This is a genomic window from Streptomyces crystallinus, assembly GCF_039521265.1.
GTDB classification, from domain to species: domain Bacteria; phylum Actinomycetota; class Actinomycetes; order Streptomycetales; family Streptomycetaceae; genus Streptomyces; species Streptomyces crystallinus.
On record NZ_BAAACA010000038.1, the window covers coordinates 150,035 to 173,674 of the forward strand.

Sequence of the window (23,640 nt, forward strand, 5' to 3'; positions counted from 1 at the left end):
CGCCCCGCGCCCTCAAGCCGCCCGCCCAAACCCGGGCCCCGGTGATCCCTGGGTCAACTCCAGGTAAAGTAGGGCCACTTATGTCCTACGTGTGAGGTCGCTCCAGCCAATACCCTACCGAGGGTAATGTTTCTCTTGTGAATGAATGGCCGGAAGGGCCTGGCGGCGACCGGCGTCGGACACTTGCGCAAATACGCATATCTGCGTGATCTGCCTCACAGCCCCCATATCTGATGTTGCGTGATGAAGATCCACAGGCCTAGGTTTGCCCCCATCGGGCAGAACTCGCCACCGACCGACCGAAATGGCGGTTCTGCTCACGGGGAAGAGCTCGTGGTTGCGAGAGGCCTACGCCTCTCACTCATGAGCTGTGGACATGACAAAAGGCGTGCGGATTTCCGGCATCGGATGATGTTCTCGTGCGTGGTGGCGAAAGCTCCACGCGCTCCGGTATGCGCATGCCCGTACGGGGGAAACGCGGCTCGACCTTTTTCGGTGCTCACGGTACGCGCACTGCTGAGCCGGTGGGAACGCCCATTCCTTCGTAGTCCCGAGGGGAAACTGGGGCGGGCCGGCTTTCCGTGTGATGAGGATTCCTCAAGAGGCCCTTCCGGGCGTCGGCTCGGCCGCTTCGGCCACCGCCTGTTCTGTGCGGCGGATTTCCGCGCCGTGCCCACCGGCTCTTGAGGTTGGATGTTGTGATAGAGGAGTTCCGCTTGACCGCCGAGACCCGGCACGTCCGGATCCATAAATCCCGCCCTCTCGACAAGTCATGGCTTCCATGGGGCGGTTCTCCCTCGACGAGGGACCTTGTCTGCTGGTACGGCATGTGGTTCGTCTTCGCCTATTCGTTCGCGATGTGGCCGCTCAAGCCCTGGCTGATCGGAACCAACCCCGTACTGCTCGCAGTCCTCACCGGCGACCAGAGCACGATGACCGTGGCCGGGGCGTTCGCCCGGGTGGGCGAGGCCCCGTACGTCCTCGTCCTCCTCGCCGGGACCCTCGGGATGGTCAAGTTCGCCTGGGTCTTCTGGCTGGCGGGCCGGCTCTGGGGCGAGAACCTGGTGCGGCTGCTGACCGGTCCGCCGGACGAACGCAAGAAGCCCAAGCGCGGCCTGATCGCGGGCGGGAATCCGGCGAACCGGTGTCTCATCGCGGCGGCCGTCGTGCTCGCCCCGCTTCCGCTGGTCCCCTCGGCCCCGGCGTTCGCGGCGGCGGGCTGGGTGGGGATGCGCCTGCCCACCTTCCTCGTACTGAACGTGATCGGCTCGGCCGCCTGGGCCGGGCTGTTCACCGGAATCGGATTCGCCATCGGGTCGCCCGCGGTGCAACTCGCCGAGAAGGTCGGCGACTACGCGCTGTGGATCTCCCTGGCCATGGTCGCCGCGATGCTGCTCACGCGTCTGACCATGGGACTTCGGGCAGCCAGGAAGGCGTCGTGACCCTCACTCTCATCGTCAACGACGACCCCCTGCTGCGTGCGGGCCTCCAGATGATCATTGAGTCGGCCGACCGGCTCAGCGCCCGGGTCGCCTGCGGCGTCGAGGCGGTGGCCACGGCCAGGCACTGCCGGCCGGACGTCGTGCTGCTGGACATCCAGACGCGCTCCACCGACGGTCTGGACGTGCTGCGAGGGCTGTTGGACCTGCCCGACCCGCCACGGGTGGCCGTACTCTCCACGCCCGCCGCCGACCGCTCCGTACTCGCCGCCCTGCGTATCGGAGCGGCCGGCTGCCTCCTGCGTGACACCGGGCCCGACGAACTGGTGGCATCGGTGCGCACCCTCGCCGTGGGCAGCATCGTCCTGTCCGGACTGGCCGGCTCCCAGCTGCTGTCCGAGCTCAACGAGGACGCCCACAACTCCGACGCCGCCTTGCGGGCGCGGCGGCTCACCGAGTCGCTGAGCGAGCGCGAGCACGAGGTGCTGGCGATGGTCGCCGAGGGCCTGTCCAACGCCGACATCAGCCGCAGGCTTCTGATGGGCGTCGGAACCGTCAAGGATTACGTCAGCGCGATCTTCGCCAAGCTCGGTGTCGTCAACCGTGTCCAGGCGGCCGTCATAGCCGACCGGGCGCGCCTGTCGGAGTGTGTGTCCATGGAACGTGCCGTCGGCTGAACGGCACTCAGGTGAATCGATGAGCTCCGGCCCGTGGCGACGGGCCGGAGCTCATCGCGTTCTCCGGTTCTCCGGTTCTCCGGTGGCTTATCCGTTGGCCCATCCGAGAGGCGGGCGCCGGCCGTCCACCAGCGGGCGTCAGGCGTTCCGCTCCCTCCATCTGGCTGGCCGCCACCGACGAATGGCGGGTAGTGCGGCTGACACCGCCGGGCCGATACTGGTTTCAGGCCGGGAAGGAAACATCCGGGCCGCTCAGATGCCGTCGCCCCAGGGGAAGTCGACGGCAAGGGGGGAAAGTGGATCGCCATCCCGGTGCAGACCTCTGCCCAGGATGCTCTGTTACAGCTCTTCGGAATGTCCCTGCGGGTGTTGTCGCGTCGTGTTCGCCCGTACGGCAATGGCCCCGGCCTCCTGCTGGAACAGCTCTCCACCTCTCCTCGTCGGGGAAACAGAATTACTGTATCGGGGGAGTCATGCTCAGAGCCGGGCCGGAACGTGCCACGGAACAGGAAGGCAGTCAGGAAGCCACTCAGGAAGGCACTCAAGAAGCCACGGAGGAATCCACTGAGGAAGGCACTGAAGAAGGCGCTCTCGAAAAGAGCGGGGCGCCCAAGGCCCAGCCCACTTTCCGGCCGGTCGATCTGGACGCCTTTCCCGAAGTGGACGCGCTGCTGGTCCGGCTCGGTCTGGGCGCCCTCGTCCGTGATTCGGTGTCGGCGCCCGTCGGCCGCAACCACGCCTGGGCGGGAGACACCACCAGCGGACGCAGGGTGTTCGTCAAGCGGTTGGTCGGCCCCGAGGCGGATGTGCGGGCCCGGATGAAGCGGCTGCTGTCCTTCGAGGAGTTCGTCGGACACGTTGACGGACTGCGTGGACACGTGCCGGCGCTGCTCGGGTTCGACGAGGACGCCCAGCTGGTGGTCTTCGCCCACGTCGAGGCCGAGAGCGGAGCCGAGCTGATGGTCGATCAGACCTTCGGCGGCGACCTCGCCTTCGCGGTGGGCCGGGCCATCGGCTGCCTCCACGCCGCCGTCCCCGGCGCTGAACTGGACCGCTCGCTGCCCTCGCTGCCGGACGCCGGGCTGCTGCGGGCCATGCCGCTGGCCATGTACAACGAGCTCAGCTTCGCCGAGCTGGAGGCGTGGCGGCTCATGCAGCACGACGCGGCGCTGATCGAGGCGCTGGAAGTCCTCCAGGAGTGGGAGAGCCGGGCGCCGCGCGTCCCCTCCCACTGCGACTTCCGGGTGGACCAGCTGCTGGTCGGCGACGACCATGTGCCGATCCTCGCGGACTGGGAGGAGTTCCGGCTCGCGGACCCGGCCCGGGACGTGGGCTCGTTCGCGGGGGAGTGGCTCTACCGGTCGGTGCTCGACATCGTCACCCGCCGCGGCGACACGGGCCCGTCGGCCTTCGACGACCTGGAACTGACCCACGACCAGGTCCTGGCCAGGGGCGCCGAGAAGCTGGAGCGGCTGCTCCCCCTGGTGCACCGCTTCTGGGACGGCTACCGCACGGTCCGTACCGACCTCGACGCCCAGTTCACCGTACGGGCCACGGCGTTCGCCGGCTGGCACCTGCTGGACCGGCTGATCGCCGGCGCCGCGCAGAGCCAGCGGCTGTCCGGGATCGAACGGGCCGCCGCGGGCATCGGGCGCGGCGCCCTGCTCACCCCGCACAAGTTCGCACCCCTTCTCGGATTCGAGGTAACGACATGACCGGCAGCCGCCTCGCACCGAGGCTTGTCGAGGCCGCCCGCGGCGTCACCGTGGCACCGGACCGCTCCAGCGCCACCGTGGGCGGCAAGCGCATCGACGCCGACAGCTCCAGGGAGCTGCGACGGCTGCTCTCCAACGCGCTCTACGAGAGCCTGCACGCGGGGCTGGACCTGGAGGACGCCGACCTGCCGTTCCGGCTGCGGGACGCCGAGTTCGAGCGGGCCCTCGCGGCGGCCGTGCCGCACGCCGAGACGGTCCTGCGCGGCCCGGTCCACGCGGTCGGCGAGTCCGCGTACGTCGTCGAGCTCGGCGGGGTGCGCGTCCGGGTGCCGGCCGACCGGATCCGTACGGAGGGCGAGCTCGCCCCCGGCGCCGTCGTCGCGGTGGCCAACACCTCGCGCAGGCCCGCCCTTTCGCCCGGCTTCTTCCTGGTCGAGGGCACCAGGCCGCACCGGTCCGCCGACCTCCTGCGCGTCTACGTCCACATCACCGAGTGGACGGCTGCGCCCGGGATCTGGCGCACGGCGCTGGAGCACCTGGAGGAGCACGCGGTGACCTACCGCGCGAAGATCATCTCCAGTAAGCATCTGTACCCGCGCCGCGACGCCCTGGTCGTCTACCTGGACAGCGCCAGCAGCCACGCCGCGACGGCGCTCGCCGACGCCCTCGGTCACCTGCCCGGCGTGGGCGGCGACACCTCGGTGTTCACCCGCCGGCTGCGCCCCGGCGTGGCCACGGCCTGGGAACCCAGGGACTCCGCCGTCGGCATGGACGGTCTGAGCTTCGGCCAGCACCGGGCCAGCGTGCTGGCGCAGGCACTGATCGAGACCGCCGAGGACCCCAGCGCCCTGGCCGCAGTCCTGCACGACCGCCTGACCGAGGCCAACATCGACCCGGCCGACCCCTCCCGCAACCTCGACTCCGTCGAGCCGGGGGAGGAGCAAGCCGCACCCGTCCGGAGCTGAGGTGTTTCCAGGAGGCGTGTGCGCGCCCCCTGGATTCAGTTCAGAGCTGAGTCAAGAAAACCATCATCACGAATGAGGATACCCATGAACAACAAGACCACGGCCATCACCGACCTCATCGCCGGTTACAGCGCGTACACCGAGGCCGAGGAGCTGAACGTCAGCGCCGCCGCGGGCGCCCCGGCCACCACCTGGGTGTGTGTCTCCGTCGCCTCGCGCGCCTCCTCCGCCAAGTGCGCGGGCTGGGCCTCGGCCGGTGCCTCCGCGATCAGCGGCGCCACCTACGAGATCACCTGCTGAACGGCTCCCCGGGAGCTGCTTCCTCACGACTCGTCACGCCGTACGGCGTGATGTCCATCGGACGGGGAAAGGGGGTGAATCACCAATGAAGAGCACCTCGATCATGGAGCTCGTGGCGGGCTACGACGCCTACACGAACGCCGAGGAGCTGCGGATCAGCACGGTCGCCAGTGCCCCCGCGAGCACGCCGCTGTGCGCCGCCGCGGCGAGCGCGGGCGTCTCCTGGATGGCCGGCCAGTTCTCGGCCCGGACCCTCTCCGGCGGCTGCTGATCCACCCGTGCCGGGGCACTCCACCGCGAGTGCCCCGGCACGGTCCCGAGCGCGGGCGGCTGCCCCCCGGCTGCCCGCGCCCGGGCTCAGAGCCTGTCCCTGAACCCCCGTACGCGCCCCGACGCCCGGCACGAACGCCCGTCGACGTCACCACACCCACCTGGAGCATCTGACATGGACGACCTGGCTCACGCCGAGCACCTCGTGGACTCGGCCGACCTGTTGCGCCCGGCCGCCGTCCGCGCGGCGGCGACCCTCGGAGTGGCGGACCACCTCGCCGCCGGGGTCGGCGACGTCGCGGAACTGGCGCGCCTGTGCGGTACGCGCACGGACCTGCTCGGCAGCCTGCTGGGCTATCTGGTGAGCCTGGAGCTGCTGAGCGGCAGCGCGGACGACGGATTCGCCCTGGCGCCCGCCGGGCTGCCGCTCTGCACGGACCACCCGTTCTCCGTACGCGAGAACCTCCGCGACGACGGCATGGCCGGCCGCTCCGACATCGCGCTCGTGGGGCTCGTCCACACGATCCGTACCGGCGAGCCCGCCCATGTCGGGGTGTTCGGCCGCGGCTACTGGGAGAGCCTCAACGACGGCCCCGCGTTCGCCGGGGCACTGGAGCGCCTGGCCGGCGACCAGTTGGTGTGCGACGCGGAACTCATCATCGAGGGCTACGACTGGACGGGCGTACGCGAGGTCGTCGACGTGGGCGGCAACAGCGGGGCGGTCCTGATCAACCTGCTGCGCCGGCACACGCATCTGCGCGGCACCGTCCTGGACCTGGAGAACTCGGCGGCCCTCGCCGCCAGGAACATCGAGAACGCCGGACTCGCGGACCGGGGCGCCGCCGTGGCCGGCAGCTTCTTCGAGCCGCTGCCCGCCGGCGGGGACGTCTATCTGCTCTCCGCGATCCTGGCCGACTGGGACGACGCGGACGCGGTCGCGATCCTGCGCCGCTGCGCCGAGGCCTCGGCCGGGACCGGCAAGGTCCTGCTCGCCGACGTCAGCCTGGACGCGCGCGCGGCGGGAGCGCAGGCCGACCGCACCGAGCTGTGGCTGCGCGCCATGATGCCGACGCCCGTGCGGACCGTCGAGCAGCTGAAGGCGCTGGGCCGGGCGGCGGGCCTGCGGGTGACGTGGGAGGGCCCGGCCACCGCGGTCAGGTCGCTGATTGAGTTCTCGGTCTAGGAGATCACTGCTATGAGCACGGCGAAGACGAGCCCGGACGTGCCCCAGGAGCGGCTGTTCATCCTGCGGGAGATATTCCGTGGCAGGGCCCTGCTCCTTGTGGGCGTCATGGTCCTCACCCTGGCCGCCACCTCGGCGACGCTGGTCCTGCCGTGGACGGTGGGCAAACTGCTGGTCGCCATCCAGGAGGAGGACGGCTACACACGGTGGACCTGGATCATGGTGGGTGTCGGTCTGGGAGCCGCTGCCGCCAACGCCGTGGCCACGTATCTGCTGTCCCGGACGGGCCATCGGCTCATCTGCGACCTGCGGGTCCGCAGCATGCACCACTCGCTGGGCCTGGGGCTGCACGCGGCCCGCGCCGAGGGCACCGGAAACCTGGCGACCCGTCTGACGGCCGATGCCGCCGCGGTGAAGAGCATCGTCGACATCGGCCCGATCCAGCTGCCGATGTCGCTGATCACCCTGGTCGGGACGCTCGTGATCATGGGGCTGCTGGACTGGCAGCTGCTCCTGATCACCCTCGGCGCGTTCCTCGCGGCCCTCGGGGTCATCGCCGTGGTGGTGGTGGCGCTGCGCCGCAAGTACACCGCCATCCAGAACGAGGTCGGCTCCCTCACCGAGCACTTCGTCGCGATGATGGAGTCGCTGACCGTCATCAAGGCCTACCGCGCAGAGCGGGCCGTCTCCGACCAGCTCACCGCCCGCGCCCGGCAGGTCGCCGCGTTCGAGACCGAGGCCTCCGCGATGGAGGCCCTGATGGTCCCCGTCATCAACCTCGGCCAGCAGATCGCCCTGGTGGCCATCGTCCTCGGCGGCGGCGCGCGCATGGTCGACGGCGAGCTCGACCTGGGCACGTTCGTGTCGTTCCTGCTGTACCTCTTCCAGCTCGCCGCACCGATGGTCATGGCGATGTCGGCGGTCACCACGATCCAGGCGGGCCTGGTCTCGCGCAAGCGCTTCGAGGACCTGTTCGCGCTCCCGTCCGAGAACCCGACGGCGGACACGGCACCCGGCGCCGCGCCCAAGCCCGTCGCCGGCGCCCCCGCCGTCCGCTTCGATCAGGTCGACTTCGCCTACGGCGAGGAGCCCGTACTGCGGCAGGTGGACCTCACCGTCCCCGCCACCGGTCTCACCGCCATGGTCGGCCTCTCCGGTTCGGGCAAGTCCACCGTCCTCGGCCTCGTCGAGCGCTTCATGGACCCGGACCAGGGCCGCATCGAGGTCTTCGGCAGGGCCGCCGCCCACTGGCCGCTGGAGGCGCTGCGCGGCCAACTCGCCTACGTGGACCAGGCGTCCACCCTGCTGCGGGACACCGTGCGCCACAACCTCACCCTGGGCCAGGACACCCCGGCCGACGACGCGGCCCTGCTGCGGGCCCTGCGGGACGTCGGCCTCGAAGAGGAGATCACCCGGCTCCCCGACGGGCTCGACACGGTCCTGGGCGGCGCCCACGACCTGTCCGGCGGCCAGCGCCAGCGCCTCGCGCTGGCCCGGGCGAGCCTGTCGAAGGCGCCGCTGGTCCTGCTCGACGAGCCGTCCTCGCACCTCGACAGCATCAACGAGGTGCGGCTGCGCCGCCTGATCGACGGGATCAGCCGGGACCGGGCCGTCCTCGTGGTCGCCCACCGCATCTCCACCGTGCGCCACGCCGACCACGTGATCGTGATGGACGGCGGCCGGGTGAGCGCCCAGGGCCGCCACGACGACCTGATGCTGACCAGCCCGATGTACGCGGAGCTGGTGCAAGGGCAGGAACTCGGGCTCTCCGAGGAACCGGCCGCCGACCTTCTGACGGGAGCCGACCGATGACCACGTACTCCTTCCTCGCCCCCTTCGCCCCGTACCGCCCCGAGCAGCTCCTGCCGTACGCGGCCCTCGCCCAGTGGAGCGACGCACACCGGCTGTGGCAGGGCCAGGCCGTCCTCAACGACCCCTTCCAGGACTTCGCGCACGCCGCGGCCAGCGGCTTTCGGGTGCCGACCGGCACCGGTGTCACCCTGATGCCGCAGCGCCACCCCTACCAGGCCGCGGTGCAGGCCCACGCGCTGGCGGTGGGCAGCGGCCACTCGGTGGTGGCCGGGTTCGGTCCCGGCGCGGTCTCCTTCCAGCGCAGCCTGCTGGGAGCGCCCTACCGCAGCCAGCTCGGCGCCGTACGCGAATACCTCGGCGTCATGCGCGGACTGCTGGAGCAGGGCGGGATCAGCCAGGACGGCGAGTACTTCACCTGCCACTCGGAGTTCCCGCTCATGCCCCGCCCGCCCGTCGAACTCGGCCTGGGCGTCCTGCGCCCGGCCATGGCCCGGCTGGCCGGGGAGATCGCCGACGTCGCGATCACCTGGCTGACCCCGGCGCCGTACGTACGTGACGTCGTGGTCCCCGCGCTGCGCGCCGGTGCCGAGGCCGCCGGGCGACCCATGCCCCGGGTGGCGGTGATGGTTCCCCTGGCGCTGGCCGGACCCGACCGGGACGCGGCGGAGCTCGCGGCCATCAGCAACACCGGCCACACCCTGCTGCCGCACTACATCGACATGCTGGCCCGGTCAGGGATCACGGTGAACCCGGACGACCCGAAGGGCAACGCCGAGGCGCTGCTGACGGGCGGCGCCTTCCTCTACGGCGAGGCGGCCGAACTGGCCGCGCGGCTGCGGGAGTACGCGGACGCCGGAGCCGACGAGATCGTCCTCAACGTCACCGGCGTCCACATGCGCTACGGCGAGCGGGCGTCGTTGGCGGAGCTGGAGACGCTCCTCGAAACGGTGACGTCATGATCGGCGAGATACGGGAGGGAGCCGCCGCCGGGACCCCCGGACCCGCCGACCTCGGCCTGACCCGGATGCTCGTGGTGGTCACCGGCTCCGCCTACGCCTGGTCCACCCCGTACTGGCTGGAACACCTGCGGCTGTCCTGCCCGCAGGTCGAGGTCAAGGTCGTGCTGACCCGCAGCGCGGAGCGCTTCGTGACCCGGCAGGCGGTCGGCTCCCGGGTCGGCGGCGCCGTGGCGAGCGACGTCTGGCCCGAGGCGGACGACACGGCCCGGCACGTGGAGTGGGCCGAGTGGGCCGAGGCGGTCGTCGTCTACCCGGCGACCGTGCACTTCATGGCGCGCCTGGCCCTGGGCCTCGCGGACAGCCCCGTCCTGCTGGCCGCGCAGTGCACCCGGGCGCCGGTCGTCGTGGCTCCCGCGCTGCCGCCGGGCGCGCTGGAAGGCGACGTGTTCCGCAGACACTGGGCGACGCTCGCGTCCCGGCCCAACGTGGTCCTCGTCCCCCCGGTCCCGGGGCGCAGTCTGACGACGGGGCGCGAGGACGCCTGGGTGCCGCCGCCGCTGCCCGAGGTGCTCCAACTGATCGCCGAGCGCCGGGCGGAGCTCGCCGCCGCGCGGATGGGCTCGGCGGTGCCCGGTCCGCCCGGCTCCGGTGGGTCCGAGTTCGGTGGGTCCGAGTTCGGCACCGGGCTGTTGCGGACATCGATCCACCCCCTGCCCAGTGGCGGGACGCGCTGGCGAAGGTCACCGGGTCCGCTGGCGCCCGTACCGTTCGCCCAGGTCGACGCACCGCTGCGGGCGGCGCTGGCCGCGGCCGGGGACCTCGATGGCGCCCGGCTGGTGCCGGGGGAGGTGGACGGCCCCGCCCGCGTCTACGACGTACGCGGCGCGGTGTCCGCCGCCCACCTGCTCCTGAACCAAGGCCCCGGCGCCGAACTGCGCGCGCCCTTGCGCGACTTGGGCCGCCTGCTGCGTTCCGTACACGATCTGGATCCTCCGCCGGACCTTCCGGCCCGGCCGGCGCGCGGCCTCGCGCGGCTGGGCGACTGGCTGGCGGGCCGGGCGGCGAGCCCGCGCGCGGCGTGTGTGCAGGGACAGGTGCGCCGAAGCCTGGGCGAGGAGCGCTGGCACCAGGTGACCGCCTGGTACCGGCGGACGGCCGAGGACCCCGCCGTGGTGCTCGCGCACGGGGCGGCCGGCCTGGGGGCGTTCGCCGTCGACCAGGCGTCAGGCCGATCCGACCTGCTCGTCGGCGAGGACGTGTGCGCGGCGCCCTGGTACCTCGACCTCGGCTGGGTCGTCGGCGAACTGGTGGAACTGCAATGGCAGCTGGGCGGTGACAGGGAGGCGTGGCAGGCCCTCACCGACGCGCTGTTCGAGGGGTACGGCCGCACGCTCGGGCAGCGATGGAAGCCGATGGCGGCGCTGCGCATCCTGCTCCACGTCCATGACATCGCCGCCTACGTCGACGACTTCGACCGCGGCTTCGACCACTACTGCGACTTCCTGAGGTTTCTCGTCGACCTCCCGCAGCACGAGGATTCCGAGGACTCCCAGGATGATGCACAAGCTCAGTAGGGCGACCCTCGGCAACGGCCTGCGGGTCGTGGCCGAGCGGCAGCCGGGAGCGGCGCGCTCCGCCGTCTGCGTCCACTACGGCGTCGGCTACCGCTCGGAGCGGCCCGAGCGGGAAGGCTTCGCGCACCTCTTCGAGCACCTGATGTTCCGGGGCAGCGCGAGCCTTCCCGAGGGCCGCTTCTACGACCACGTCCACCCGCTGGGCGGCCAGGCCAACGGCACCACCCACCAGGACTACACCGACTACCACCAGGTCGTCCCGGCCGCAGCCCTCGAACAGGCGCTGTTCAGCGAGGCCGACCGGATGCGGGCACCCCGCTTCACCCCGCAGGCGCTGGCCGGCCAGCTGGACGGCATCGAGGTGGAGATCCACGAGGCGGTGGAGTCCCGGCCGTACGGGGGGTTTCCCTGGCCGCTGCTGCCCGGTGTGGTCTTCGAGAGCTTCGCCAACGCCCATGACGGCTACGGCAGTCTGGAGCAGCTGCGCACGGCGACGGTCGCCGAGTGCGAGGAGTTCTTCGAGGCGTATTACGCGCCGGGCAACGCGGTGCTGACCGTGGTCGGCGACCACGACCCCGAGGAGCTGCTGGCGCTGGCCGAGCGGTATTTCGGCGGTATACCGGCGCGCCCGTTCGCCGCGCCGCCCGACCTGCGCGAGCGGGACCTCACCGAGGACCGGTGGGCCACCTGCACGGAACCCCGCGTCCCGGCGGCGGCCGTGGCCGTCGGCTACCGGCTGCCCGATCCCCGCGCGGATCTGAGGGCGTATCTGGCGCACGCCGTACTGGCCGAGATCGTCGCCCAGCAGGGTCTCGCGGACGTACAGGCGGCGTCGGCGGGCTGCGGCGTCTTCGGCCCCCTGGACGCCAGGGACCCCGACCTGCTGGTCATCACCGCTCTCGTACCCCCGGAAGCCACGCCACAGCAGGCGGTGGAGGCGATGACAGGGCGGTGGTCCTCCTGGGCGGCGGACCCCCGGCTCGCACGGCTCCGGACCCAGGCCGTCCAGCGCATGATCACCGAACACCACCGCCGGCACGTCGACGTCTACGCCCGCGCCCGCGCGCTGGGCCGCCTGGAACTCCTCTTCGGCCGGGCCGAGCTGCTCGACGAACTCCCCGCCCGCCTCGACGAGATCGGCCCCGCAGAGGTCGAGGCCGCCGCGCGCGGCCTGCACACGGCGGGCAAGGGCGTGCTGGTGATGACCCCCGGCGCGACCAGGACCCGCCCGGAGCGGACCCGCGCGAGGGGTGGAGCCTTGTCCAAGGCCGAACCCTCGACTCCGGCGGTACGGGGATCGGCCCGGCCGGTCCCACCGCTGGGCACGCAGCCCGACCCGTACTACGGCCCGAGGTGTGACATCACCCTCGCCGGCGGTACGCGTGTCGTGGCGGTCAGGGACAAACGCATCCCGCTGGTGGAACTGCGGTTGCGGCTGCCGCTGGGGGCGCCCGGGTGGCGGCGCCCGCAGGACGTCGACGCGCTGGTCCACGTACTGGCCGGGCGCATCGCGGCCACGGGCCGCGCGGAGGAGGGGGGCGGCTCGTTCCACCTGTCGACGGACGGCCAGTGGCTCGACGTCACCGGCTTCACACCCCCGGACGGGGTCACCCGGTGGCTGGGCCTGCTGGGCGAGTTGACGGCGCCGGTGGGCGAGGTCGTACCGCTGCGCACACCACCGCGCCACCGCGACCCCGGATCGGTGACCGACACCGCGCTGCGGGAGCACTGGCTCGCCCCTGCCCCCACCCCCACCTCCGCGTCGCCCGAACGGGACGCGGAGCACGCCCGCCTTGACGCCGTACATCAGGCGGTCCTGCGCCGGGGCGGGGGCTGGCTGGTCGCCGTCGGCGACCTCGACCCCGACCGGTTCGCCGCCGAGGCGGAGCGGGCCCTGTCGGGCTGGAAGGCGGAGTCCGCCGAGGAGGCGGGGATCTCGATGGCCCCCGCCGAGGCGGAGCGGGCCCTGTCCGGCTGGAAGGCGGCACCCGTCGAGGAGGCAGGCGGCTCACAGGCCCCCTCCGTACTGGCGCTCCATCACGACGCCATGGCGGACGTGCACCTGACGCTGAGCGCGCCGGAGCCGACGGGGGACACCGCGTCGGCGGCCCGCTATCTGGCCACCGCGGTGACCGGCGCCCACTACCGGTCCCGGCTGGCGGCCCACAGCCTCGGCGCGGGGCTGGAGCACACGGTGTACGCGGCGCGCGACGTCTGCCTCGCCACCCACCGGGCCTACATCAGGGCGACGCTGCCCGAGCGGCACGCGGCGGCAGGCGTGGCGGGCATCGCGAAGGTACTGGACACGCTCCGGGCCGCCCCGGTCACCGCGACCGAACTCGCCCCGGTCCGCACGTTCTGCGCCGCCCAGGTGCTGGGCGTCTTCGACTCTCCCGCGGCCAAGGCCGACCTGCTCCGGGACACCGTCTCGGCGGGCAGGCGGCCCGCGTGGGCGGAGCGCCTGCCGGAACTCCTGCGACGGGCGACCCCGGCCGAGGTCACCACGGCGTGCGCGGACCTCTTCCGCGCGGACCGGATGACCCTGGTGGTGCTGGGGAGGCCGGGCGCGGCGGCGGAAGTGGCCGCTGGGTGGACGGAGTTGCTGGAGGCCGCTGGTCGCCGTCCGGGGGTGTGACCTTCCGGGGGTGTGACCTTCACTGTCGCCCGTATCCCGCCCGGCTTTCGGAGCCGGGCGGGATACGGGCGACAGCGGCAGATCACTCACTGTTCGGTACGGGATCGGCAGGGCCCGACTGGGCCGCGTCGCCCATCTCGACAATGCGGCGGAGTTCGGCGATATGCCCCCGGAAGGCCCGCCGCCCCTCCGGGGTCAGCGCGACCCAGGTCCGGGGGTAGGAGGCCCCCCGGGCTTTCGTGACGTCCAGATACCCGGCCGACTGGAGGACCTTGAGGTGCTTGCTCAGTACGGAGTCGCTGACGCCGAGGGAGTCGCGGAGCGTGGCGAAGGCCATGGTCTCCACGGCGGCCAGCATGGTGCAGATCTGGAGGCGGTTGGGCGCGTGGATGACTTCGTCGAAGCAGGGCTCGCTCACCGCCCGGCCCGCAGGTCCCGCCGCGCGGCGGCGTCGATGCGGTACCCCATGGTGGTGGTGAGGAGACCGATGAGCACCCCGGCCCCCGCGATGGCCCACCGCACGCCCGCGCCCCATTCCAAGTACATACCGGTGGCGGCCAGCCCGACCAACGCCACCGCGTACGCCATGGACAGCTGACTGGCGCCGGGAGTGCTCAGGTACCGGTCCATGGAGACCCCCGTGGAACGCTGGAGCGCCCACCCGAGCCCGAGCACGACGAGCACGAAGGGCCCCACGGTCCAGTTGGCGACACGCAGACTCATGGACACGAACACGGCGGCGAACGCGACCCCCAGCCCCACGTGATACCACCACGGACTGGCAATCCGGTCCGCCACCCGCGCACGGGACTCGGCGGCGGCGTTCAGCGCGGCGGTGGCGTCGGCGGGGTCGGGGGTGCGGGGGGTGGAGAAACTGTTTTCCATGTTGGAAAGTATACGTGGGTCGCGGCTGGTTGGGAACGGCTGAGCTCCGCGAGCGGGCGGGAAGTGACCGCCCTTGTTGTGGCAGGGCGACTTGGTAGCGGCGACGAGGAGTGCACCTGCACGACGTACGCCCCGAACGCCTCGGCGGCGGCCCGGATGCGCCGCCCCGGTTCAGTTGCGCCGCCACCGCGGTCGGTCTTCGTGTTCCGCCTGCCGTTGTCCACGGCGGTCCGGGTGGCTTGCGAGACGTTCCAGGCGGCTCCCTTCTCGAGGGCTGGGCCTGCGGCACCTGTACATCGTCGGCACCGATGAATCCGATGGGTTCGGCGCCGCCGGCATCACCCTGGGGCGCCTGGGTAGACGATGCGCCGGGAGGCCGAGCATGACCGCGAACGTGTTCAGCACATCCTTCACGCTGGGACGGAGGGCTGATGGGACCGCCCCGTCGGCTTCAGTTGAGAGGAGACGCGATGCGCGAACAACCTCCCAAGCGGCACTCGCCTAACGGCACCCCACTGGGCCGCAGCGCCGACGACATCTGGTTCGGCCCCAGCTACTCCACCGAGAGCCCCCGCGCGGCCCGGCTGTGGTGGCGGATCAGGGACTTGCTGCACTGGCCGATGAGGAATAGCAGTCGCTGGCGCTGATGCGTTTGGCTCCGGTCTCCGAACGCGCGCATTCGGCTCAGGCACCCACGTTCACGTCGCCAACTGCCTTGATAGGGCGCCTGGGTGCTCGCGTAGCGGGGTTGCGGGGCCGGGGCCGGTGCACCTCTCGATCGGCACGTGGGCGACGATGGAGGAAGAGCAACGGGGAAGCGGGGAAGCACAGCACGTGCGGGAAACGAGGGTGCGGACGTGAACCAGCAGCAGCCGGGCGGATGGTACGGGCCGCCGCAGGCCCCGGGCCCCGGCTTCGGTCCCGCCTACGATCCGGTCCCGGCGCCGCCGCAATCCCGTACGAGGGGCCGGAGGGCGGCGCTGGCCGCGGGTGTGACGTGCGCGGTCGTGGCGGCCGCGGCGGGCGGATACCTGTACGGCCATCGCACCAGCGCCACCGCCACCCACGCGGCCGGTGCCACGAGCGGCGCGGCTCGCAGTGCGCCGGCCGCTGCGCGCCCGTACCAACTCACCGCTCCGAAGAGCGTGCTGAGCGGGGCCTACGTCGTCGACCCGAAAATGACGCCCCCCGCCTCCGAGACGGCCGTACAGGACTATGCCGCTCTCGGTATCGCCAACCCCATGCCGGTCTCCATCGCGTACAAGTCGGCCAGCAGTGCTTCGGAGCAGACAGCCCAGCTGACGGGGGCCTGGGGCACGATCAGCGACCCGGAGAAGACCGTTGACCGGCACTTCGCGAAGACCGCGCGGGACAACGCCGCCACCCCGAACGCGGGCGGCGGCGCTCTGGTCGGCTCACTCCAGACGATGCATCCCAGCAGTCTGGGCGACGCTGTGATGAAGTGCCAGAACTTTCGGCTGAAGTTGGCCAGCGGGCATATCGTCACGTCCCCCGTGTGCGCCTGGGCCGATCACTCCACTTTCGGCGTGGTCATGGTCTTCGACCCCGCCTCCCTGCGCAATGGCGGCGCCGGGGTGAGCCTGGGTGAGAACGCGGACACGGCCGCCCGGATACGTAACGATGCGCGTGTGCCCCGCTGACGCCTGGTGGCGGACGGGTTCGCCAGGTCGATGGGGGGCGCGAAGAGGCGACGGGTAACACGAACAATGGAGGTGAAGAGCCATGAGTGACGGCATCCGGTGGCTGGCTGACCTTGATGACTGGGATGTGCCGGTCGTCTTCGCCCAGGGTGTGGGCCCCGCCGAACTTGCGAGGCGCCTGTCGGTGCGACCCGACGCAGCCGCAACGCCCCTGCGTCCGATGACGGGTCGCCAGGCCTATGAGGTGGCGTCATCCGCCGCCCGTACTGATCCCATGGGGGACGAGGGCGGTGTGGTCCGTGTCGGCGAGTGCGGGGGCTGGTCGTTCGCCCTGGAGTACGGCGACAGCACGGCGCTGGATCGGCTCCGGGGGGTCTCCCGGGGAGGAGCCGAGGCCATCTCCCTGCACCCCTTCATAGAGCGCGCGCCCGCGATGTTCCACTGGACCAAGGACGGCCAGGGGGTGTGCTCGTTCGAGATCGGAGGGGAGCGCACCCGGCAGGGCCCCTGCCCGGATCTTCTGGTGCCGGATCTGATCCGCGGCGGTGTGTTGGCGGACGGGGACGAGTACGCACAGCCTGATGGACAGCCCATGGCCGAGCGTCACCGCCGTACCTTGGGCATCCTTGAGCGCCGCTTCGGTCTCACGCTGTCCCGCGGGTACCTGGAGAGCGTCCTGTTGCCCGCGTTCGCGGTCCGGGGCGCCCCGGACGACTGCGTCCTGGACGAGCCCCAGGACGCCGCGGCCATACGTGCCTGGGCGGAAGCACAGGGGTATTCCCCCTGGGAGGGAAGACCCCCCGCCGACATCCGTGAGGCGTATGAGATCGCGCACCGCCTCTGACCAGGCCACAAGATCTGCGTCAGGCGGGTGACCAACGACTGGCCGCGACTCCTGCGGAGCCGGCCAAGCGACCACCCGTCAGACGCCGCTCGGCGCCGCAGCCGCCACCACCCCCGCGAGCCCCCGCTCCTGCAGACGTGTCACCTGCCGAACATAGAGAATCGCGAGGATCGCAGCCACGAGGTTCAGGGCGTCGACACCGATCCAGACGCCCGAAATCCCGTGGGTCAACGCCGCCTTGTCGTCCGCGGCGGGCAGGCGCGAACCGATAACGAGCAGCACCTTCGAGGCTACCCATGCGGCCCACCACGCGTTGAGCAGCGTGAGCGAGGGTTCACGCGCCGAGTCGTCGGCCTGCCCCGCGCCCCCACGGCCCGGCCCGCCGCTCGCGCGGGTCACGTCGCGCGCGATGAGCCACGGAGTCACGAGGTTCATCAACGGTACGAACCAAACCCCGACGGCCCAACCGGACCCCATGGAGCAGGCCTGCGGATCCAGCACCTCGACGTTGGTCCGGACCCGGTGGAACCAGGCGATGAAGACCCCCGCCGTCGCGACCATGGCCCACAACTGCAAGGTGGAGGCGGCGCGGTGGCGGTCCCGCATCTCGTCCAGCAGGTGGAACGCCTGCGCGTCGTACCCCCCGTACAGCAGCGGGCGCCCCGAGTGGCGGAAGGCGTCGATGTCGGCGACGAGCCCATGGACGGCAGCGGCGGCGGCCAGCGCGAGCAGCAGCACGACTGCCACCGCCAGTCCCCGCACCGGCCGGAACGAGGGCCCTGGCACCGTTTTCGCCGTCGCGCGGGAACGCCCAGCGCCGCCGTCGAGCCCGGCGTACGTCTCGAACCCCGCGGCCCAGTCCCCCTCTTCCTCTTCGGACCCACCGGATCGCAGCGGCACACCACCCATGTTCCCCAAGCCCCCTCTTGATGCGCGCCCCACCTTCGTGGTGGAGGCGCCAGCGGACTGTACGGCACGGCTTGGGGGCGTCCACGTCCAGGCCCTTCGCTATGGGTGAGCGGCCCCATAGGGGAGGTGGAGGCAGATTTCAGCACGCGAACACGCTCACCCGAACACGCTCACCGAAGACTCAGACGACTGCGAGGGGCCCCTGCACGGCCTTGGTGTGCTGCATCGTCGTCAGCCTGTGTACGAAGCGGATCGCGAGGAGCGCCGCCGCGAGCATCAGTGCGTCGCCGGCCAGGAGTACGTCGGTGGCACGCTGGAATTCCTCGGCGCTGCCCGCGTGGTCCTCCATGGTGGTGCCGATCCGCAGGATCACCAGTGCGGCGACCCACGTCACCCACCACGACTTGATGGGTCGGGTGGACACCTCGCGCCAGGAGCCGTCGGGCGCGCGCTGGGTGCTTGCGGTCCATACCTCGCGCGCGATCGTGAAGGGGATCCACAGGTTTCCGAGCGGGATGCACCAGCCGCCGATCGCCCAGCCCCGACCCATGGTGCACGCGTCCTGCGCGAACACGTCGGCGTTCGAGCGGACCCGGTGGAACCAGATGATGAACACGATCGCGGTCGCGGCCGCGGCGGACAACTGGAGCGTCCCGGCGAGCTGGTAGAGGTCGTCCGACCGGTTGATCTCCGCAGCGCTGTGGGCGAAGAGGTCACCGGTGATCCGGTGCCGGACCACGCCCGCGTACAGGGCGAGGACGGCGGTTGCGGCGGCCGCGCCGAGCAGCACGTTCGTCGCCCTGGCCAGCCCGATGGGCGAGCGCAGGACAGTATTCGGCGGCGGCATGGCACCACCACGAGGCAGCATGATCGGAAACCCCCCCAAGGGCATGGAGAACCCCGCAAACCGTTCGGCGGGGTGTCGCAGGACCGTACGCCATTGGGCATGCTCCGGCCAAACCGTTTCCCTCGCGTACAAACAACGACATGACGGCAACCATTCGGGTGCTCTGACGGTCCTTCCTCCCGCATGCCGGTGCGGTTGTGGGGCTGTCCTGACGCGAGGGCGGAGGAGAACGGTGGGGGTCCGCAAGACTGCCAGAGTCACCAAGGTCGCCAAGAGCGTCGGTGAGTTCCTCGTCGAGATGGTGGGGGAGCTGGTAGGCGAGGCGATCATGCAGGTGCTCGCCTGCCTCCTGCTCGCCTGCCTCGTTCTGATCGTCTACGTGAGCTGGTCGTTCAGCCCACGCCTCACTGTGGCGGGTGCCGGCCTGTTCAGCCTGCTGCTCGCCCACGGCGCGTGGAAGATCTGCCGTGACCCGGCCAAGGGACGCGGCCGTCGCGGCCTGGCCGCCGTGACGACAGTCTGCTTCGGCGCGACCGCGACGACGGCCGCCTTCCTGCTCTTCTACGCTCCGGGCTGCGGCTGTCTCTAGGACGCAGGACGGAGGACGGATGTGGGTTGGAGGAGGGGGCGGAACGCACTGGAAACTGGAAAGACGACGGCCCGCGCCAGTCACGAGGAGCTGACACCCCGCGCGGAAGGGGATTGTCAGTGGCGTCTTCTACGGTCTCTGTATGGGTTTCACCTCGGCCTGGTCGATCAGCGCTCACCACGACGCCTTCATCACCGACGCGCTGGCGCCACGGCTGCTGCCGCTGATCGCCGCGGAGCGGGACGATCCGCTGGCGCGGGAGCGGTGGGACCGCTGGCGGCGCGAGCCACTTCCGGACTTTCGGACGTGGTGGAAGCCCTTCGGTCGGTCCGAGCGCGGGGAGGTCGACGCGCTGAACTCCTTTCACGAGCTGACCGCTTCCGGCGAGCGCGTGCAGAAGATGTACGACGGACTGTCGCCCGAGGATGACTTCTGCCTGCTCACCCACGTATGGGACCTGGTCACCGATGAGAGGGACGTCTTTCTCTCGGTCCAGAGCAAGGAGTTCGCGCTGCGGTCCTTCTTCCACGCCATCGGCCCCGTCCGGGCCGCCCTGATACCCGGCTGGTGCGGCAACTTCCTGCTCACCTCCGCCGAGGTACGCCGGACACTGCCCGCCATCGAACGGGCGCTGGACTTCACCCCAGAGGAGCGCGCCGCGGTCGAGGACCAGGACTGGTTGGACTACCGCGAGGGAGAGGAGAGCGTCCTTGACGGGCCCCTGCGGATGTGGCGACAGGCGGCCGAGGGCGGACGCGGTCTGTGCGGGGTGGCCGTCGTCATTTACTGATCTGGTGATTCCGCGTTGCTCGGCCGTGTACGGGGCGGCGACCACGCCGTGGCCGGTCAGTACCTACGATCCCCATGCTCCCTCATGCTCCCTCCTCTTCGCGCTCGGGACTGGCTGGCCCGTTTTCCCGCGCGTCCGGGGAGGGCGGCTCGGAACGGTCAACTCCCGGGGGTTTGCCGGGGTTTGCCATGGCCCGGCTAGGGTGGGCGCATGGTCCACCTGAGGCGCCCGCAGCTGTCGGGACTGGGGCGGAACCCCGCCGCCCCGGCGGAGGTGCTGGTGCGGCTGGCCGCGCACGCGGCCGGCAGACACGGGCTGAGCATGCGCGAAGGGCAGCTGCCCGACCCGGCGGCCGACGCCCTGCTGAGGTACGGGGGCGGGGATTCGGCCGTGTTCCTGGCTCGAGCCCGGGTCTCCTCGCAGATGCGCCGCCGGATGGCCGGCCATCCCGACCCGGCCATCCGCGACGCCTACGCGGACTTCGTCCGGGCCATGGTGGACGCCGAGATGCCGTTGGCCATCGAGGTCCTGGTCGACATCTCCGGCCTGTCGCCGACGGAACTGGCGGCCGACCCCGATCCCAAGCTGCGCGCCATGGTCGCGGATAGCTGGCGGGACCGGCCGATGGCCGTGCAGGTGGCGCTGCTCAACGATGCCGATCCCGGGGTACGTGCCGCGGCCACGAACACCGAGCATCCGGGCGTGCCTGTCGAGTACTACGACCAGTGCCTCTCTGATCCGGCCGTCCGCGCGAACGTCGCGCATCGCATCCCGCTGACGTTCGAGCAGTTCGAGCGGTTGCTGGCGACGGGGGACGCGACGGTACTGCACGCGGTGGCCGGCAACCGTCATTTGACCGCCGCCATGGTGGCCCGCCTGGAGACCAGCGCGGATCCGTACGTACGTGTCGCGGTGGCCTATAGCCGCCACGTCACCCCTCACACCCGGGACCGTCTGCTCGCACAGGTGGCGGCCGAGGACGCGGCCGGCAGTTCCGACGCATACGTCGCCCTCCACTGGTCGGGCCGCGAACCCAGTTGGCTGCGGGCCGCGCCACTCGCCGAGCGGCTGACGTACCTGGACTGCCCGCACGTGGCGTTCCGGAACGTACTGGCGACCAGCCGGGACCTGCCGGATGAGGCCTGGCGGAGGCTGGACGACGACCCTGACGTGTCCGTCCGCCGCACCGCCGCCCGCCGGCCCGGTACGCCACCGGAGGTCCTGCTCCGGCTGCTCCGAAGCCACGGCGAGACCTTCCACGTCCGGCCGCTGCTGGTGGACCACCCCAATTTCCCGCGCCAGGCGCTGCGCGGCTTCGCGGAAGCAGCGGATCCGCGGATACGGGCCCTCGCCCTGGAGGACGCCGATCTGCCCGCGTCGGTGCTGGGGCGGCTTGCGGCCTGCGAGGATCCGTACGTGCGCGGGATAGTCGCCCGGCACCCCAACACCACCGTGGACCTTCTGGAACGGCTGTTGGCGGACCCGGACCCGAAAGTCGCCGACTCCGCAGCGGCAAACGGCGCGCTCCCTCGGTCCCGGATGGAACACATCCTCACCGAGGCCGGTCTCTGATACCCGCAGAGGCCGCTTTCTTGGCACTCGTCGGGTGCGGAGCCCTCACAGGGGGCACGGTGCTTCGGGGCCGCCCGGGCGGACAGCCATGCACGGGTGCGGCCCGCCGGGATAGGCAGAGCGCTCCCGCCCCGGCACCATCGCCCCATGACGCACTCAGCGAGCCCCAGCGAAGCCTGGGCGGCATGCCATGCGCTGGCCGTCCGGATCTACCGCGTGGCGGGGGAGGACCCCCGGGAGTCGGCGGACCGCGTGAGAAGGCGCACGACCTGGAACCTCCACACCTCGGATACCGACACGCTGGTCACCACCTTGATAGCGCTCGCCCTCCACAGCGCCGCCTTGGACGTGGCACACGAGCGGCAGACCTCGACGGCGGCGGGCATCAAAGAGATTCCGCTCGACATTCCGCTCAACACCATCGCCGAGCACCTCCACTCACGACCGCGCCACGAGTTCTTCGCCGGAGCGCCGACCCTGAACGCACAGGCGCCCGCCACGAAAGCCGTCGCCGCTCTGCGGTTGCTGGCCTACACCGACAAGCGGCCGGCTCCCCTCACGATGGAGCACCTGGCGATCGACGCCCGCCTCACCGTGCTCGCCGCCGCGCGCTCAGCCCACCCCGAGGGCACGGCCGGCTCCCTCTGACATTACGGGTACGGACCTGGCCCGGAGCCGCCTGGACGTGGGTGAGCGGCGGCGAGCCGAGGCGTCGGGCAGAGCCAGCCAGCCCGCTTCCAGGCTGAGCGCCGGGAGCGCACACCAATCGCCGACGAGAAGCACAGCCTTGCCGCGCGCCCCCTCGACCGCCGCCATGCCCGGTCACGAACCCATCCCCCGCGAGACCCAAGCCCGCACCAGGATCGACGCCGCCCGCCCCAACGGCGCTCCAGGCGCGCTCTCCAGCAACTTCGGCCCGTGGGCCTCCGCCGCGGTGAGGCGGGCGGACTGGAGTCGGACGAGTGCGCGTAGGAACGGCCGGTGGGGCGCCCGTACGAGGTGTTCCAGTTGCGCGGCGGTCGTCAGGTCGGGCCGGACGAGTGCGGCCTGGTGGCGGACCAGCGTCCGTACGAGGGCGGGGTCGGGCCGGGCGAGCAGCGCGTCACGGGTCAGACCGCAGTCGGCGAGCGCCTCCTCCGGCACCCCGAGCCGACCGGACCGCAGGTCCTCGGCCAGGTCTTCGAGGAAGTCGAGCCGCTGGCTGCCGAGGATGAAGGCGCGGCACCCGGCTTCGAAGGCCTCCGGCTCGTCCGGAGGGGTGAGCAGCGAGGCGATGACCATGAAGGCGGGGAGTGCGTACGTGTCCACGTACGCCCGGAAGTCGTCCTCGGCGGCGAAGCCCGTCCACCGCGCCTCCAGCTCACCGCCCTTCAGATACGCCTCGATGTGCGGGCGCAGCTGCGGGTGGGTCAGGGCGGTGTGGCGCAGGGCCGCGAGCAAGGGGTCGAGGTGCGCGGACTCCTCCGCCAGGGCGGCGCGGGTCCGCGTACTCCAGTCGGCGAGGGCTGACAGGCGCTGGTCGAGGGGGCCTTGGTCGATGAGGTTGTCGCTGTGGTGCATGAAGGCGGTCGCGGCGATCACGTGGGGGACGAGCGGGGCGGGCAGGAGGAGCCGTACGGCGGTGTACTCGGCGCGGGCGTAACGGGCGACGAGGCCGCGCTGGGCGCTGTAGGCGTCGCGCAGGGCGGGGGTGGTGATGCCGGCGCGGTCCAGGGTGCGCGGCCAGGTCGTCACGGTGTGGTGCTCCTTGGGGTGGCGCGGGGGCGCTGCCTCGCGGTACGACCGCAGGCCTCGCCCCACCTGTACGTGTCCCATCGCCCGAACTCTGTTGCGGTACAGGTTTGTTGACGTTGGCGTTGACGTTGACGTACAGGAGACCTTACCTGCGGGGGCGGGCAGACCGGTGGGCGCTGGGGGCCGGGGCACAGGGGGTGGGAAACGGTCGCCGTGGGGCCGGTATCCACACCCACAACCACACCCACCCCGTTCACCCCGAATACGCGATTGTTACTAT

The 23,640-nt window shown here is 71.4% G+C and carries 23 protein-coding genes; 18 read left to right on the plus strand and 5 right to left on the minus strand.

Features of this window, described 5'->3' with window-relative positions; all coding sequences use genetic code 11:
- Positions 1 to 827 precede the first annotated feature (827 nt).
- From ABD236_RS26830 to ABD236_RS26880, 11 genes are all read left to right on the plus strand, one after another.
- On the plus strand, positions 828 to 1,442 hold the full coding sequence (locus ABD236_RS26830) for a DedA family protein (RefSeq protein ID WP_344077787.1): 615 nt from the start codon (positions 828 to 830) through the stop codon (positions 1,440 to 1,442).
- On the plus strand, positions 1,439 to 2,116 hold the full coding sequence (locus ABD236_RS26835; protein WP_344077789.1) for a response regulator: 678 nt from the start codon (positions 1,439 to 1,441) through the stop codon (positions 2,114 to 2,116). The genes ABD236_RS26830 and ABD236_RS26835 overlap by 4 nt, the downstream gene beginning before the upstream one ends.
- Before the next feature lie 659 nt (positions 2,117 to 2,775).
- Entirely contained in the window at positions 2,776 to 3,831 is a 1,056-nt protein-coding gene (gene lxmK / locus ABD236_RS26840; protein WP_344077791.1) for a class V lanthionine synthetase subunit LxmK, read from the plus strand.
- Positions 3,828 to 4,796 carry a T3SS effector HopA1 family protein gene (locus ABD236_RS26845; protein WP_344077793.1) on the plus strand — a complete coding sequence of 323 codons (969 nt, stop codon included), beginning with the start codon at positions 3,828 to 3,830 and terminating at the stop codon, positions 4,794 to 4,796. Before lxmK ends, ABD236_RS26845 begins: the two co-directional genes overlap by 4 nt.
- Positions 4,797 to 4,880: 84 nt before the next feature.
- Positions 4,881 to 5,096 (plus strand): LxmA leader domain family RiPP, encoded by a 216-nt coding sequence (locus ABD236_RS26850; RefSeq protein ID WP_344077796.1) that lies wholly within the window; start codon positions 4,881 to 4,883, stop codon positions 5,094 to 5,096.
- Positions 5,097 to 5,181: 85 nt separating this feature from the next.
- A complete protein-coding gene (locus ABD236_RS26855) occupies positions 5,182 to 5,367 on the plus strand; it encodes an LxmA leader domain family RiPP (protein WP_344077798.1) in 186 nt (61 codons plus the stop codon).
- A gap of 174 nt (positions 5,368 to 5,541) precedes the next feature.
- Positions 5,542 to 6,549, plus strand: a complete 1,008-nt coding sequence (locus tag ABD236_RS26860; protein WP_344077800.1) for a methyltransferase — start codon at positions 5,542 to 5,544, stop codon at positions 6,547 to 6,549.
- A 12-nt stretch (positions 6,550 to 6,561) separates the two neighbouring features.
- Entirely contained in the window at positions 6,562 to 8,361 is a 1,800-nt protein-coding gene (locus ABD236_RS26865) for an ABC transporter ATP-binding protein (protein ID WP_344077802.1), read from the plus strand.
- Positions 8,358 to 9,320: an LLM class flavin-dependent oxidoreductase gene (locus ABD236_RS26870; protein ID WP_344077804.1), complete on the plus strand. Its 963-nt coding sequence runs from the start codon at positions 8,358 to 8,360 to the stop codon at positions 9,318 to 9,320. Before ABD236_RS26865 ends, ABD236_RS26870 begins: the two co-directional genes overlap by 4 nt.
- On the plus strand, positions 9,317 to 10,894 hold the full coding sequence (locus ABD236_RS26875) for a flavoprotein (protein WP_344077806.1): 1,578 nt from the start codon (positions 9,317 to 9,319) through the stop codon (positions 10,892 to 10,894). The genes ABD236_RS26870 and ABD236_RS26875 overlap by 4 nt, the downstream gene beginning before the upstream one ends.
- Positions 10,875 to 13,529, plus strand: coding sequence for a M16 family metallopeptidase (locus ABD236_RS26880; protein ID WP_344077808.1), 2,655 nt, complete (start codon positions 10,875 to 10,877; stop codon positions 13,527 to 13,529). Before ABD236_RS26875 ends, ABD236_RS26880 begins: the two co-directional genes overlap by 20 nt.
- Positions 13,530 to 13,611: 82 nt before the next feature.
- Here the strand turns inward: ABD236_RS26880 and ABD236_RS26885 are convergent, their stop codons facing one another.
- A complete protein-coding gene (locus ABD236_RS26885) occupies positions 13,612 to 13,947 on the minus strand; it encodes a winged helix-turn-helix domain-containing protein (RefSeq protein ID WP_344077810.1) in 336 nt (111 codons plus the stop codon).
- Complete coding sequence (locus tag ABD236_RS26890) at positions 13,944 to 14,414, minus strand: hypothetical protein (RefSeq protein ID WP_344077813.1); 471 nt, start codon at positions 14,412 to 14,414, stop codon at positions 13,944 to 13,946. The genes ABD236_RS26885 and ABD236_RS26890 overlap by 4 nt, the downstream gene beginning before the upstream one ends.
- A 470-nt stretch (positions 14,415 to 14,884) precedes the next feature.
- Here ABD236_RS26890 and ABD236_RS26895 point away from each other — a divergent pair, with 470 nt between their 5' ends.
- From ABD236_RS26895 to ABD236_RS26905, 3 genes are all read left to right on the plus strand, one after another.
- Positions 14,885 to 15,061: a hypothetical protein gene (locus ABD236_RS26895; RefSeq protein WP_344077815.1), complete on the plus strand. Its 177-nt coding sequence runs from the start codon at positions 14,885 to 14,887 to the stop codon at positions 15,059 to 15,061.
- Positions 15,062 to 15,271: 210 nt separating this feature from the next.
- Complete coding sequence (locus ABD236_RS26900; RefSeq protein WP_344077817.1) at positions 15,272 to 16,075, plus strand: hypothetical protein; 804 nt, start codon at positions 15,272 to 15,274, stop codon at positions 16,073 to 16,075.
- An 82-nt stretch (positions 16,076 to 16,157) separates the two neighbouring features.
- On the plus strand, positions 16,158 to 16,919 hold the full coding sequence (locus ABD236_RS26905; RefSeq protein WP_344077819.1) for a DUF6461 domain-containing protein: 762 nt from the start codon (positions 16,158 to 16,160) through the stop codon (positions 16,917 to 16,919).
- 78 nt (positions 16,920 to 16,997) lie between these two features.
- On the opposite strand, the gene ABD236_RS26910 is transcribed toward ABD236_RS26905, so the two are convergent.
- Entirely contained in the window at positions 16,998 to 17,819 is an 822-nt protein-coding gene (locus ABD236_RS26910) for a DUF4328 domain-containing protein (RefSeq protein ID WP_344077821.1), read from the minus strand.
- Between the two features lie 190 nt (positions 17,820 to 18,009).
- Complete coding sequence (locus tag ABD236_RS26915; protein WP_344077823.1) at positions 18,010 to 18,675, minus strand: DUF4328 domain-containing protein; 666 nt, start codon at positions 18,673 to 18,675, stop codon at positions 18,010 to 18,012.
- Positions 18,676 to 18,907: 232 nt separating this feature from the next.
- Here ABD236_RS26915 and ABD236_RS26920 point away from each other — a divergent pair, with 232 nt between their 5' ends.
- The 4 genes from ABD236_RS26920 (at position 18,908) to ABD236_RS26935 (ending at position 22,274) form a co-directional block, all read left to right on the plus strand.
- Positions 18,908 to 19,264 carry a lysine transporter LysE gene (locus ABD236_RS26920; RefSeq protein ID WP_344077826.1) on the plus strand — a complete coding sequence of 119 codons (357 nt, stop codon included), beginning with the start codon at positions 18,908 to 18,910 and terminating at the stop codon, positions 19,262 to 19,264.
- 142 nt (positions 19,265 to 19,406) lie between these two features.
- Positions 19,407 to 20,054, plus strand: a complete 648-nt coding sequence (locus ABD236_RS26925; RefSeq protein ID WP_344077828.1) for a hypothetical protein — start codon at positions 19,407 to 19,409, stop codon at positions 20,052 to 20,054.
- Positions 20,055 to 20,264: 210 nt separating this feature from the next.
- Positions 20,265 to 21,626 carry a hypothetical protein gene (locus ABD236_RS26930; protein WP_344077830.1) on the plus strand — a complete coding sequence of 454 codons (1,362 nt, stop codon included), beginning with the start codon at positions 20,265 to 20,267 and terminating at the stop codon, positions 21,624 to 21,626.
- Between the two features lie 147 nt (positions 21,627 to 21,773).
- The gene (locus ABD236_RS26935; protein ID WP_344077832.1) at positions 21,774 to 22,274 is read left to right on the plus strand and encodes a hypothetical protein; all 501 of its coding nucleotides are present in this window, start codon (positions 21,774 to 21,776) and stop codon (positions 22,272 to 22,274) included.
- A gap of 174 nt (positions 22,275 to 22,448) precedes the next feature.
- Here ABD236_RS26935 and ABD236_RS26940 read toward each other — a convergent pair whose 3' ends face one another.
- Positions 22,449 to 23,441, minus strand: a complete 993-nt coding sequence (locus ABD236_RS26940; protein WP_344077834.1) for a phytoene/squalene synthase family protein — start codon at positions 23,439 to 23,441, stop codon at positions 22,449 to 22,451.
- Positions 23,442 to 23,640 lie beyond the last annotated feature (199 nt).